Source organism: Pseudomonas sp. B21-028 (genome assembly GCF_024749045.1).
Lineage (GTDB): Bacteria > Pseudomonadota > Gammaproteobacteria > Pseudomonadales > Pseudomonadaceae > Aquipseudomonas.
In genome coordinates this window covers 3765119-3780317 of sequence record NZ_CP087184.1, presented here as the reverse complement: position 1 = coordinate 3780317, position 15199 = coordinate 3765119, and the positions used below count along the sequence as shown (strand labels likewise).

The 15199-nt window shown below is 64.3% G+C and carries 1 protein-coding gene (only partly in view); it reads left to right on the top strand.

Features of this window, described 5'->3' with window-relative positions; all coding sequences use genetic code 11:
* Positions 1 to 15199 carry the 3' end of a non-ribosomal peptide synthetase gene (locus LOY35_RS16300; protein WP_258624802.1) on the top strand. 15755 nt of this gene lie to the left of the window's left edge, so only the last 15199 of its 30954 coding nucleotides appear in the window; its start codon lies beyond the left edge, outside the window; its stop codon occupies positions 15197 to 15199.

Genomic DNA, 15199 nt, shown 5'->3' with positions numbered 1-15199 from the left:
GGCGGACGGCAGCATCGAATACCTGGGCCGTAACGACGACCAGGTGAAGATCCGCGGATTCCGTATCGAGCTGGGCGAAATCGAGGCAGCGCTGGCGGCTTGCGAAGGTGTCAGCGAGGCGGTGGTCATCGCCCGCGAGGACGAGCCGGGCGACAAGCGCCTGGTGGCTTATGTCATCGCCAGGGAAGACGCGCAGCTATCGGCTGCCGACCTGCGCACGCAGCTACTGGGTTCGTTGGCGGACTACATGGTGCCAAGCGCCTTCGTGATGCTCGAAGCCTTCCCGCTGACCACCAATGGCAAGCTGGATCGCAAGGCGTTGCCGGCACCGGATCAATCGGCAGTGATCAGCCGTGAATACGAAGCTCCCCAAGGGGAAGTGGAAAGCGCCATTGCCCGGATCTGGCGGGACTTGCTCAAGCTCGAACGAGTAGGGCGCCACGACAACTTCTTTGAACTGGGCGGTCATTCGCTGCTGGCGGTGAAGTTGATCGAGCGCATGCGCCAGGTCGATCTGTCCGCCGACGTGCGGGTGCTGTTTGGCCAGCCGACATTGGCCGCGCTGGCTGCCGCAGTCGGCGGACACGCGGAAGTCGTGGTGCCGGCCAACCTCATTCCCGCCGGCTGCATGCGAATCACCCCGGACATGTTGCCCCTGGCCGACCTGGACCAGGACGCCATCGACCGGATCGTGGCCACGGTCCCGGGTGGCGTGGCGAACGTGCAGGATATCTACGCCCTGGTGCCGTTGCAGGAGGGCATTCTCTACCACCACCTTGCCGCGGAACAGGGCGACCCCTACGTGCTGCAGGTGCTGTTCGGCTTTGACAATCGCGAACGGCTACAAGCCTTTGCCCATGCCTTGCAGAGCGTGGTATCGCGTAATGACATCTTGCGCACCAGCATGGTCTGGCAAGGCTTGGCGGCACCGGTGCAAGTGGTGTGGCGCCATGCGACCCTGGGCCTTGAAGAGGTCGAGGTGGATCCCGCGGCTGGCGAGGTGGTACAGCAACTGCACGGGCGTTTCGATCCGCGGCATTATCGTCTCGACATCGCCCAGGCACCGCTGATGCGCCTGGCCTATGCCCAGGACGTGGCGAACCAGCGTTGGGTCGGCATGCTGTTGTTCCATCACATGGCGCTGGATCACACGGCGCTTGAAGTGGTGGTGCACGAGATGCAGGCCAGTTTCCTGGACCAGCCGCACCTGCTTTCGCCTGCCGTGCCGTATCGCAATCATGTGGCCCAGGCGCGGCTTGGAGTCAGTCGCGAGCAGCACGAAGGGTTTTTCCGCGAGATGCTCGGCGATATCGATGAACCAACCCTTCCGTTCGGCCTGCAGGATGTGCAGGGTGACGGCAGCGGCATCGAAGAAGCGCATCAGGACGTGGACGCCGGGCTGGCCCAGCGCCTGCGTGCCCAGGCCCGTCAACTCGGCGTGAGTGCGGCAAGCCTGGTCCACCTGGCCTGGGGTCATGTGGTCGGCCGGGTTTCGGGCCGTGAAGAAGTGGTGTTCGGCACCGTGCTGATGGGGCGGATGCAGGGCGGCGATGGGGCCGATCGGGCCCTGGGAATGTTCATCAATACCTTGCCATTGCGCGTCAGCGTCGGTGCCCAGGGCGCCCGCGCCGGTGTCAGGGCAACCCATGACCGGCTGTCAGCCTTGCTCGGTCACGAGCACGCTTCGCTGTCCCTGGCTCAACGTTGCAGTGGCGTGCCGGCCTCGCTGCCGTTGTTCAGCACCTTGCTGAACTATCGCCACAGTGCCGCTGAAGCGGTGTCCGACAACGCCATCTCGGCCTGGCACGGGATTCAGACCCTGAGCATGGAAGAGCGGACCAACTATCCATTGTGCCTCAACGTGGACGACCTGGGCGAGGGCTTCCGGCTCACGGCCCAGGCCGTGGCCGAAGTGGGGCCCCTGCGTGTCTGCGGTTACATGCACACGGCGCTGGACAGCCTGGTGACGGCGTTGGAGCGCGCCCCGGACCTGGCGTTGCGGGCATTGTCGATTGTGCCGGCGACGGAACGCGAGCGGTTGCTGGTGGACTTCAACGCCACCCAGGCCGATTACCCGCAGGAGCAGACCATCCACGGCCTGTTCGAAGCCCAGGTACTGCGCACGCCGGATGCCGTGGCGGTGCGCCACGGCCGACAACAGCTCAACTATCGCCAGCTCAATGGCCTCGCCAACCGCCTGGCCCATTACCTGCGCAAGCAGGGCGTACAACCCGATTCACGGGTGGCGATCTGTGTCGAGCGTAGCATCGACATGGTCGTGGGCCTGCTGGCGATCCTCAAGGCCGGCGGTGGTTATGTACCGCTGGACCCGGCGTATCCGCTGGACCGGATTGCCTACATGCTCGAAGACAGCGCGCCGGCGGCGATCCTGGTTCAAGGCGCCACCCGCCACTTGCTGGGCGAGACGGCGGTGCCGGTGATCAACCTCGACAAGGGCGTCTGGCAGGACGAGGCAGCGCCCAATCCCGAGGTGCCGGGCCTGACGTCCTCGCACCTGGCTTACGTGATCTACACCTCGGGTTCGACCGGTTTGCCCAAAGGCGTGATGATCGAGCACCGCAATACGGTGAACTTCCTGACCTGGGTGCATCGCTCCTTTGACGCTCAAACCCTGTCGAAGACGCTGTTCTCGACTTCGCTGAACTTCGACCTCGCGGTCTACGAATGCTTCGCGCCGCTGACTTCTGGCGGCAGCATTGAAGTGGTCACTAATGTGCTGGAACTGCAAGACGGCGAGCACGACGTCACCCTGATCAACACCGTGCCGTCGGCGCTCAAGGCGTTGCTGGAATCTGGTGGGCTGGGTGAAGGTGTCGACACGGTCAACGTGGCCGGTGAAGCTTTGAAGCGCAGCTTGGTGGAAACGCTGTTCGAGCAGACTTCGATCAAGCGCCTATGCAATCTCTATGGTCCCTCGGAAACCACCACTTATTCGAGTTGGGTCTCGATGGCCCGCGAAGACGGCTTTGCCGCGCACATCGGCAAGCCGGTGGCGAACACTCAGTTCTATCTGCTGGATGAACACAAACAACCGGTGCCACTGGGCGTGGCCGGGGAAATCTACATCGGTGGCGCGGGTGTCGCCCGTGGTTACCTCAATCGTGATGATCTGACCGCAGAGCGTTTCCTCAAGGATCCGTTCAGCAGCGTACCCAACGCCCGGATGTACAGGACCGGTGACCTGGGCCGCTACCTGCCGGACGGCAACATCGAATACCTGGGCCGTAACGACGATCAGGTCAAGATCCGTGGCTTCCGCATCGAACTGGGTGAAATCGAAGCCAAGCTCGCCCAGGCTCCAGGCATCAAGGAAACCGTGGTCCTGGCCCGGGAAGACGTACCGGGCGACAAGCGCTTGGTGGCGTATTTCACCCAGCACGCGCCGGACGCAGCAGTCGACATCGAAGCCCTGCGCGCCCATCTGCAAGCGCGCTTGCCGGCCTATATGGTGCCCGCTGCCTACGTGCGCCTGGAGGCCTTGCCGCTGACGCCCAACGGCAAGCTCGACCGCAAGGCCCTGCCGGCGCCGGACCTGGATGCCGTCATCTCCCGGGGCTATGAAGCGCCGCAAGGCGAAGTCGAAACCGCCCTGGCGCAGATCTGGCAAGACCTTTTGGGCTTGCAACAGGTCGGTCGCCATGACCAGTTCTTCGAACTGGGAGGCCATTCATTGCTGGCGATTCAATTGATTTCCCAGGTGCGCCTGCGCCTGGGTGTGGAGTTGGGCCTGACCGAGTTGTTCGCCCAACCCCAGCTCATGGGCTTGGCGCAGGCCGTGGCCCAGGCCGGTCGCAGTACGTTGCCGGAGATCGTCCGGGTTTCCCGAGAGGAGGACCTGCCGCTGTCGTTCGCCCAGCAGCGCCTGTGGTTCCTGGCCCAGATGGAAGGCGCCAGCGCGGCCTATCACATGCCTGCCGGGCTGCGCCTGCGCGGTGTGCTGGATCGTCCCGCCTTGCAGCGGGCGCTGGACCGCATCGTCGCCCGTCACGAGTCCCTGCGTACTCTCTTCGTGCAGGTCCAGGGCCAGGACCAGGACCCCCGGCAGCGCATCATGCCGGCCGATGTCGGTTTCGCGCTGCTGCACCATGACCTCCGCGGCCAGGCCGATGCCGAGGAGCAACTGCATGCGCTGGCGGCAGAGGAGGCCACCGACACCTTCAGCCTGGAACAGGGCCCATTGATCCGCGGCCGCCTGATCCGCCTCGGCAACGAAGACCATGTGCTGCTGGTCACCATGCACCACATCGTTTCGGACGGCTGGTCCATTGGTGTGTTGATCAAGGAACTGGCGGCGCTCTATGAAGCGTTCCGTCATGACCTGGAGGATCCATTGCCGGTCCTGACGGTGCAGTACGGCGACTACGCTGTCTGGCAACGTCGCTGGTTGAGCGGCGAGGTACTGCAAGCCCAGAGCGACTACTGGCGCCAAGCCCTGGCCGATGCACCAGCCTTGTTGATGCTGCCCACCGACCGTGCGCGTCCCGCGCACCAGGACTACGCCGGGGCGACAGTGCCGGTGGTCTTCGATGCTGACCTGACCGCCAGCCTCAAGGCTCTCAGTCAGCGCCATGGCGTCACCTTGTACATGACCTTGATGGCGGCCTGGGGCGCATTGTTGAGCCGGCTTTCGGGCCAGGAAGAGGTGGTGATCGGCTCGCCGGTCGCCAACCGCACGCGCTCGGAAATCGAAGGGTTGATCGGTTTCTTCGTCAACACCCTGGCCGTGCGCATCGATCTCTCTGGCGCGCCGACCGTGGAAACCCTGCTGGCCCGGGTCAAGGCCCAGGCCCTTGGTGCCCAGGCGCATCAGGACTTGCCGTTCGAGCAAGTGGTGGAAGTACTCAAGCCGGCGCGCAGCCTGGCCCACAGCCCGCTGTTCCAGGCCATGCTGTCGTGGCAGACCCATGACAACAGCGAATTGGTATTGGGGGACTTGAAGCTCGAAGGCCTGGGTGCGGCTAGCAACGTCGCCAAATTCGACGTGTCCCTGGAACTGGGCGAGATCCAAGGGCAGATGTTCGGCGCCCTCGAATACGCCACGGCGTTGTTCGACGAGCGCACGATGCAGCGTTATCTCGGCTACTTCGAGCGCCTGCTGCGGGCCATGGTTGCAAGCGACCAGGCCCCGGTCGAACGGATCGCGCTGTTGGACGATGCCGAACGTGAGTACCTGCTGGAGGGGCTCAACGCTACCCAGGCAGCGTACCCACGTGAACGGACAGTCCATCAGCTGTTCGAAGCCCAGGTCGAGGCTCGACCGGATGCCATCGCTGTCGCGTCCGCTGATGAGCGCCTGAGTTACGCCGAACTGAACCGCCAGGCCAACCAGCTTGCCCATCACCTGATCGGGCTGGGTATCCGCCCGGATGACCGGGTGGCGATATGCGTCGAACGTGGTGTCGAAATGCTGGTCGGCCTGTTGGCCATCCTCAAGGCCGGTGCCGGTTACGTGCCGCTCGACCCGGCGTATCCGGCTGAACGGTTGGCCTACATGCTTGCCGACAGTGCTCCGGTGGCACTGCTCACCCAAGATGAACTGCTAGGGTGCCTGCCGGCGTTGACGGTCCCGGTGGTGCTGCTCGACCGCGCCGAACGCGTGCGTTGCGGCATCGCCGGCGGTCGTGACGATAATCCGCTGGTGGCGTCCCTGGGCGTGCGCCACTTGGCTTACGTCATCTATACCTCGGGCTCCACCGGCAATCCAAAAGGGGTGATGATCGAACACCGTGGGCTGGTCAACTACTGCGTCGATGCGGTCCGCTTGTTTGGCCTGACAGCGGCCGACACGGTGCTGCAACAGAACACCCTGAACTTCGACCTGTCGGTGGAAGAGATCTTCCCGGCGCTGCTGGCCGGCGCCACCCTGGCTCCCACCCGGCAGCTGTTTGGCAGTACCGAGTTGCAACAGAATGGCGATATTCGCCCGACCTTCCTGCACCTGACGGCGGCCCATTGGCACACCCTCGTGGCCGAGTGGCATAACACGCCGGCCCAGGCCCGGGACCATTTGAGCGACGTGCGGCTGATCAACGTCACCGGCGATGCCTTGTCGACGCAGAAACTGCGGATGTGGGACTCGGTTTGTCCCGCGCATACCCGACTGGTCAACACCTATGGCCCGACCGAGACCACGGTGTCCTGCACGGCGGCCTACATGGAGCATGACGCCGTCAATGGCATTCTCGGCAACGCCAGCATCGGCAGACCGATGGCCAACACCCGTATCTACCTGCTCGATGCGCACCGCCAACCGGTGCCGTTCGGAGTCGCGGGGGAAATCTTCATCGGCGGCGACGGTGTGGCGCGCGGTTACCTGAACCTCGACACCCTCAGCGCCGAACGCTTCCTGGCCGATCCGTTCAGCGACCAGCCCGATGCGCGCCTGTACAAGACGGGTGACCTGGCCCGCTATCGTCCGGACGGACGCCTTGAGTACCTGGGGCGCAACGACTTCCAGGTCAAGGTCCGCGGTTTCCGTATCGAACTGGGCGAGATCGAGGCCCGGCTGAGCGAGTGTGCCGGGGTCAAGGAAGCGGCGGTGATCGTGCGCGAAGACACCCCGGGGGAAAAACGCCTGGTGGCCTATGTGGTGCCGCAGGCCGGAACGAGCCTGGACGCCACGACCTTGCGCGCGCAGTTGTCGACGCAACTGGCCGAATACATGCTGCCCGGCGCGTTCGTCAGCCTGGCCGCGCTGCCGCTGACGCCGAACCGCAAGCTCGACCGCCAGGCCCTGCCGGCACTCGATGCCGAGGCGCATGCCAGCCGCACCCATGAAGCGCCTCAAGGCCACACGGAAAGCGTCCTGGCGCGGATCTGGCAAACCCTGCTCAAGGTCGAGTCGGTGGGCCGTCACGATCATTTCTTCGAACTGGGTGGCCATTCCCTGCTGGTCATGCGTTTGATCGCCCAGGTGCGCGAGCAATTGGGCGTGGAGCTGAACCTGAGCGATGTCTTTGCCCAACCGCAACTGAGCGCGCTGGCCCGGGTGCTCTCCCAGGCGGCGCGTAGCACCCGGCCTGGCATCGTGCCGGTGTCCCGCGAACAAGCGTTGCCATTGTCTTTCGCCCAGCAGCGCCTCTGGTTCCTGGCGCAACTGGACGGGACCAGCGCGGCGTATCACATCCCCACGGGCCTGCGCTTGCGAGGTGCGCTGGACATCCCGGCGCTCACCCGCGCACTGGACCGTATCGTGGCCCGCCACGAGGCCCTGCGTACCACCTTTGTGCAGGCGCAAGGACAGGAAGTGGAACAACGCATTGCGCCGGCCGATATCGGTTTCGCCTTGCAGCTGCATGTCCTGGCTGGGCGAGCGGACGCCGAAAGCGAACTGCTGGCCCTGTCCGGGGAAGAGGCTCGCCAGGCCTTCGACCTGACTCGCGGCCCACTGGTACGTGGCCGGCTGGTAAGCATGGCGGACGATGATCACGTGCTGTTGGTCACCCTGCACCACATCGTTTCGGATGGCTGGTCTGCCGATCTGCTGACCCATGAATTGGGGATGCTGTATGAGGCGTTCCGTCAGGGGTATGACGATCCACTGCCGGCGTTGCCGATCCAGTACGCGGATTACGCCCTCTGGCAGCGACGCTGGCTCACTGGGGAGGTATTGGAGACACAGGAGCGCTACTGGCAGCAGACCCTGGCCGACGCACCGGCCCTGTTGACACTGCCGACCGACCGGCCACGGCCCGCACAGCAAGACCACGCTGGCGCGGCGGTGGGGATCGTTCTCGACGAAACCCTGACCCAAGGCCTCAAGGCGTTGAGCCAGCGCCATGGCGCCACGTTGTTCATGACGATCATGGCCGCCTGGACCACGGTGCTCAGTCGCCTGTCCGGCCAAGACGACGTGGTCATCGGCACGCCGGTGGCGAACCGCATGCACGCGGAAGTCGAGGGCCTGATCGGCCTGTTCGTCAACACCCTGGCGCTGCGTGTCGATGTCGCGGATGAACTGACCGTGCAAGCTTTGCTGCAACAGGTGAAGGCGCGGACCCTGGAGGCCCAGGCTCATCAGGATTTGCCTTTCGAGCAGGTGGTGGAGGTGGTCCGGCCACTGCGCAGCCTGTCCCACAGCCCGGTGTTCCAGGCCATGCTGTCATGGCAGAACAACGAAACCACCGGGTTGGAGCTGGGCGATATGTCGCTGCAAGGGCTGGGCGTGACCAGCCGCACGGCGAAATTCGACGTGTTGCTGGACATGGCCCTGATCGATGGGCGCCTGTTCGGTTCGCTGGAGTACGCCACGGCGCTGTTCGACACGGCCACGATGGAACGCTACCTCGGTTACCTGGAGGACGTACTGCGGGCCATGGTTGCCGATGAGCAGACCCTGGTGGCCCAGATCCCGTTGCTGGGTGACAACGAACGCCAGCATCTGCTGGAAACGTTCAATGCCACTTCGGTCGACTACCCGCAAGGCCTGACCCTGCACGGCCTGTTCGAGGCACGGGTCGCGGCCAGTCCGGACGCGGTTGCCGTGGTGTCTGGCGAGGCACAACTGAGCTACACGCAACTGAATGGCCGCGCCAACCAGATTGCCCATCGCCTGCTGGAGCTGGGCATCCGTCCGGACGACCGCGTGGCGATCTGTGCCGATCGCAGCCTGGACATGGTTGCCGGCCTGCTGGGCATTCTCAAGGCCGGCGCGGCGTATGTGCCGCTGGACCCGGATTATCCAGCCGAGCGCCTGACCTACATGCTGGAAAACAGCGCGCCGACGGTGGTGCTCACCCAAGTCAGCTTGCAGGCGAGCCTGCCAGCGTCCGCTGCCAGGGTGATCGTGCTCGACGAAGAGGACTTCGCCACGCAGCCAACCGGCAATCCAATGGTGCAAGGCCTGCGGGCCGATCATCTGGCCTATGTGATCTACACCTCCGGTTCCACCGGCCTGCCCAAGGGCGTGATGAACGAGCACGGCGCGGTGGTCAACCGCCTGCTGTGGATGCAGGACGAGTACGGCTTGAGCGCGTCGGACGCGGTGCTGCAGAAGACTCCGTTCAGCTTCGACGTGTCGGTGTGGGAATTCTTCTGGCCGCTGTTCAGCGGCGCGCGGCTGGTGATGGCACGTCCGGGCGGGCATCGCGACCCGGCGTACCTGCGCGAAGTAATCCAGGCCCAGGGCATCACCACGCTGCACTTTGTGCCGTCGATGCTGGATGTGTTCCTGGCCCATGGCGAGGCGGGACAGTGCGAAGGCCTGGTGCGGGTGATGTGCAGCGGCGAGGCGTTGCCGGGGCATCTGGTGCGGCGCTTCAAGGCGCAATTGCCGCACACCGGCCTTTACAACCTGTACGGCCCGACCGAAGCAGCGGTGGACGTCACGGCGTGGGACTGCGCGGGCGCAGAAACCCCGGAAAGCACGCCGATCGGCAAGCCGATCGCCAACACGCGGATCTACCTGCTCGATGCCCATCAGCAACCGGTACCTTTGGGCGTGGCCGGGGAAATTTATATCGGCGGCGTGCAGGTGGCGCGGGGTTACCTGAACCGCCCGGAACTGACCGTCGAGCGTTTCCTCGACGACCCGTTCAGTGACCGGTCGAACGCACGGATGTACCGCACCGGCGATCTGGGTCGTTACCTGCCGGACGGCAATATCGACTACCTGGGCCGTAACGACGACCAAGTCAAGATCCGCGGTTTCCGCATCGAGTTGGGCGAGATCGAGGCCAAGCTTGCCCGGCACGAGGCGATCAAGGAAGCCGTGGTGCTGGCCCGTGAAGACGTGCCGGGGGCCAAGCGCCTGGTGGCGTACTTCACCGTGCACGGTGACGAGCACAACGTCGAGATCGAAACCCTGCGTGCCCAGCTGCAAGGGCAACTGCCGGAGTACATGGTGCCGGCGGCCTATGTGCGCCTTGAGGCGCTACCGCTGACCCCCAACGGCAAGCTGAATCGCAAGGCACTGCCTGAGCCGGACCTGGCCTCGGTGATTTCCCGTGAGTACGAAGCGCCGCAAGGCGCTGTGGAAACGACGCTGGCACACCTGTGGGCCGAGCTGCTCGAGGTCGAAAGGGTGGGGCGTCATGACCACTTCTTCGAACTGGGCGGTCATTCGTTGTTGGCGGTCACGCTGATCGAACGCATGCGCCAGGCCGGTTTGAGCGCCGATGTGCGCGTGATGTTCGGCCAGCCGACCCTGGCTGCGCTGGCGGCCGCCGTGGGTGGCACGACGGAGATTGTGGTCCCGGACAACGGCATCGTGCCGGGCTGCTCGCGGATCACTCCGCAGATGTTGCCGCTCGCCGACCTCACCCAGCAGGAAATCGACGCCATCGTCGCCGGGGTGCCCGGTGGCGTGGGCAATGTCCAGGACATCTACGCCCTGGCGCCGTTGCAGGAAGGGATTCTGTATCACCACCTGGCTTCGCAGCAGGGCGATCTCTACGTGCAGCAGGCCATGTTCAACCTCAAGGACCGTGCCCGGCTGGATGACTTCGTCAATGCCCTGCAAGGGGTGATCGAGCGGCACGATATCCTGCGCACGGCCGTGCTCTGGGAGGGCTTGCGCGAGCCGGTGCAGGTGGTATTGCGCGAGGCGCGATTGACGCTGGATGAGTGTGTTTTCGAACCCGGCCAGGATGTCGCCGCGCAGTTGCTGGAACGCTTCGATCCGCAACATTACCGGCTCGATGTACGCCAGGCCCCGCTGATGCGCATGGCATTTGCCCATGACCCCGTCAACGGGCGTTGGGTGGCGATCCTGCTGTTCCACCACATGGCGCTCGATCACACCGCGCTGGAGGTGGTGGAACACGAGATGCAAGCGCATCTGCTGGGGCTGGCGGATCGGTTGGGCGACGCGACGCCGTTCCGCAATTACGTGGCCCAGGCCCGATTGGGTGTGGGCCGTGAGGCTCATGAAGCGTTCTTCCGCGACATGCTGGGTGATATCGACGAGCCGACGTTGCCGTTCGGCGTGCTGGACGTGCGCGGTGATGGCAGCGCTGTCGAAGAGGCCGGGTTGAATCTTTCCGTTGACCTGAGCCGTCGGTTGCGGGCCCAGGCCCGTCAGTTGGGCGTGAGTGCCGCCAGCCTGCATCACCTGGCCTGGGCCCAAGTGCTGAGCAAGGTCACCGGCAAGCAGGATGTGGTATTCGGCACCGTGTTGATGGGACGGATGCAAGGTGGCGAGGGCGCCGACCGGGCGCTGGGGATGTTCATCAACACCTTGCCGTTGCGGGTCAAGGTCGGTACCGAGGAGGTGCGTAGCGGCGTGAAGGCCACCCACGCCCGGTTGAGCGGTTTGCTGGGCCACGAACATGCCTCGCTGGCACTGGCCCAGCGCTGCAGTGGCGTGGCCGCGCCGATGCCGCTGTTCAGCGCCTTGCTCAACTATCGGCACAGCGCCGTCGAGATGGCTTCGAGCGAGGCGTTGACGGCTTGGGACGGTATCGAGGCACTGAGCAGTGGCGAACGCACCAACTATCCATTGACCCTGTCGGTGGACGACCTGGGCGAAGGCTTCAGCCTGAGCGCGCTGGCCGTGCCGCAGATAGGCGCGCAGCGGGTTTGCGTGTATATGAACATTGCACTGGAGCATCTGGTGGAGGCGCTGGAAACGTCGCCCCGGACGCCGTTGAACAGCGTGTCGATACTGCCTTGCACCGAGCGTCGGCAAGTGTTGGTGGACTTCAACAGCACGGACGTGGATTTCCCTGTGCATCCGACAATCCACCAGCGATTCGAAGCGCAAGCGGCCATGTACCCCGCTAGCGTGGCGGTTGTGTATGGTGAGCAACATCTGGCCTACGACGAGTTGAACCGTCAGGCCAACCAATTGGCGTATCGCCTGCTGGCGCTCGGCATACAGCCTGAGGACCGTGTCGCCATCTGCATGCAGCGCAGCCTGGAAACCGTCGTCGGCCTGCTGGCGATTCTCAAGGCCGGTGGCTGTTATGTGCCGATGGATCCGGCTTATCCAGTGGACCGTCTGGCCTATCTGCTCAAAGACAGTGCCCCGGTGGCGCTGCTGACTCAGACGGTGCTGCAAGAACGCCTGCCGAGCCTGGACGTGCCGGTGCTGTTGCTGGACGGCGATCAGGGAACCATGGCCGATTTGACCGGGCATGCTGAAGCCAACCCGGCGCTCGCGGCGCTGACACCGCAATGCCTGGCCTACATCATCTACACCTCGGGCTCCACCGGCGAACCCAAAGGCGTGATGGTCGAGCATCGCAACCTCGACAATCTGGTGAGCTGGCATTGCCAGGCGTTCGAGCTCAAGCATGGCAGTCTCACCTCGAGCGTGGCTGGTTTCGGTTTCGATGCGGCGGCCTGGGAAGTGTGGCCGGCGCTGTGTGCCGGGGCCACGTTGTTGCTGCCACCTGCCCATGCGGGCAGTGAGGATGTCGAAGCGCTGCTTGACTGGTGGGATGCCCAGGCGCTGGACGTAAGCTTCCTGCCCACGCCGATTGCCGAGTATGCGTTCAGTCGCGACCTGACTCAGAATCGACTGCGTACCTTGCTGGTCGGCGGAGACCGTTTGCGCAAGCTGCCTGTCGACCCGCATTTCAGCCTGATCAATAACTATGGCCCCACGGAAACGACGGTGGTCGCCACTTCGGGCCGGATCGATGCTTCGCAGCCGCTGCTGCATATCGGTAAGCCGGTGGCCAATGCGCGGGTTTATCTGCTCGATGCACAACAGCAGCTGGTCCCGCTTGGCGTGGCAGGCGAGCTTTATATCGGTGGGGCGGGGGTGGCGCGAGGTTACCTGAATCGCGATGACCTCACCGCCGAACGCTTCCTGCGGGACCCGTTCAGCAGCGCTCCGGATGCCAGGATGTACCGCACCGGGGATATGGGGCGCTACCTGCCGGACGGCAATATCGACTATCTGGGGCGCAACGACGATCAGGTGAAGATCCGTGGTCTGCGCATCGAGCCGGGTGAAATCGAGGTAAAACTCGCCCGGCACGATGCGGTAAGAGAGGCGGTGGTATTGGTCCGCGAGGCCGGGTCGGGCGAGAAACGCCTGGTGGCTTATTTCACTCAGCACCCAGCGGACGAAAGGGTGCAGATCGAAGATTTGCGCAGGCATCTTAAAGCACAGCTGCCCGACTACATGGTGCCGGCTGCCTACGTATGCCTCGATGCGCTGCCATTGACACCCAACGGCAAACTCGATCGCAAGGCATTGCCGGAACCGGATCAGGAAGCGCTCATCCATCGCGTATACGAAGCTCCACAAGGTGAGACCGAAATCCTTCTCGCGCAGATCTGGCAAGACCTGCTGGGCCTGCAACGGGTCGGTCGCCATGACAGCTTTTTCGAGCTGGGCGGGCATTCGCTGTTGGCCATCCGGTTGGTGGGGGCACTGGCACAGGTCGATCTGAAGCTGTCGCTGGCCGAGTTGTTCGAACACGAAACCGTCGCGGCAATGGCGTCGATGCTGCAAACCCGCATAACGGATACCCAGGTGAAGGAGGTTGTTGTACCGGTACGCACCACGGGCCGGCAGACCCCGCTGTTCCTGGTGCACGAGTTCAGTGGGCTCGACCTGTACTTCCCGACATTGGGCAAACACATAGACCCCGATATCCCGGTGTATGGCCTGCCCGCCGTCGAATGGGGCGAGCCGCAGTTGCAAACCATGGAGTGCATGGCCTCGCGGCTGGTGGGGATCATTCGTTCGGTACAGCCCAAGGGGCCTTATCGCCTGGCCGGCTGGTCGTTCGGTGGCGTGCTGGCTTACGAAACCGCGATCCAGCTGATCGGCCTGGACGAGGAGGTCGAGTTTGTCGGCCTGATCGACAGCTACCTGCCTCGGCTGGTGGATCAGGGTCGGGAGCGCTGGGCATTGGACGAAGCCCACAAGCTTCATCTGTTGGACCGCTGCGATGTCTTCTGGAAGGCTGCACTGCCTGGCGCGGGCGCGCAGGCGCAGGTTCTGGAGAAACTGGCCGGTCTGCAAGGGCAACTGGATCGATTCGATTTCCAGGGCCTGGTGCAGCATTGCCGCGACGAGGCGCTGCTGCCTGCCGAACTGTCCATCTACAGCGCCGGGCAGCTCTGGCAGTACCTCGATCGCGAAGTGGCCCATGGTCACGCGTTGGCCCATTACCGGGTGTATCCGATTTCCGTGCCGGTGCATCTGCTGGTGGCCGAAGAGCGCAAGGACGACGCTCCCGGGCACTCCGGCTACCTGGGCTGGGACGCTGTCCTGCCGACGTCGCAGCTGCATTGCGTCAAGGTTCCGGGTAACCACCAGAGCATGATGCAGGCGCCGCATGTCCAGGCGTTGGGCCAGGCCATCAGTGCTGAACTTCACACCGCCGCATCGCGTCCGGCACCCTCACCGAAGAGCGGTTACCAGCCGCTGCTGACGATCCAGGGCGGGCGGGCCGATCGGGCGCCGATCTTCTGCGTACCGGGGGCCGGCGACAGCGTCACCGGTTTCATCGGCCTGACCGACGCCTTTGGCCCGGACTGGCCGATCCATGGGCTGCAACACCGTGGGCTGGACGGCAGCACAGAGCCTTTCAGCCTGGTGGAAACCGCCGCCCAGGCGTACCTCGAAGCCATCGACAAGGTGCAACCGGAGGGACCGGTGCATCTGCTGGGGCATTCCTTCGGTGGCTGGATTGTCTTCGAGATGGCGGCCCGCCTGAACGCCCGTGGCCGCAAGGTGGCCTCGTTGACGCTGATCGACAGCGAATCGCCGGGCGGTAACGGCGTGGTGGGCAAGCCTTATACCGGGACTGGGGTGTTGAACCGGTTGATCGAGGCGATGCAGCTGGCCTCGGGCAAATCCCTGGGTATCGATGCCACGGTATTCGGCGCCCAGGACGATTCGGCGCAGATGCGCTTGCTGCATGCCGGCATGGTCCGCGCCGGCATGTTGCCGCAGCGCTCGGCGGTGGATTCGATGCGCGGCCCGGCTCGGGCCTTCGGTACGGCCTTGCGCACGGTGTATCAACCGCAACATCGCTACACCGGACCGGTGCGGTTGGTGCTGGCCAATGATCCGACCCTGGACACGGCTGGTAACAAACGCGAACAGGAACAGATGATCGAAGGCTGGCGCAAGCATATCCCTGATCTCAGTATCTGGTACGGCCCGGGCAACCACTTCACGATTCTCAAGGCGCCTCACGTACATAACCTGGCTGCCTGGTGGCAGGACGGCCTTCCCATGCTCGATGAGGAGGAGGCCAGTGACTACGTCTAG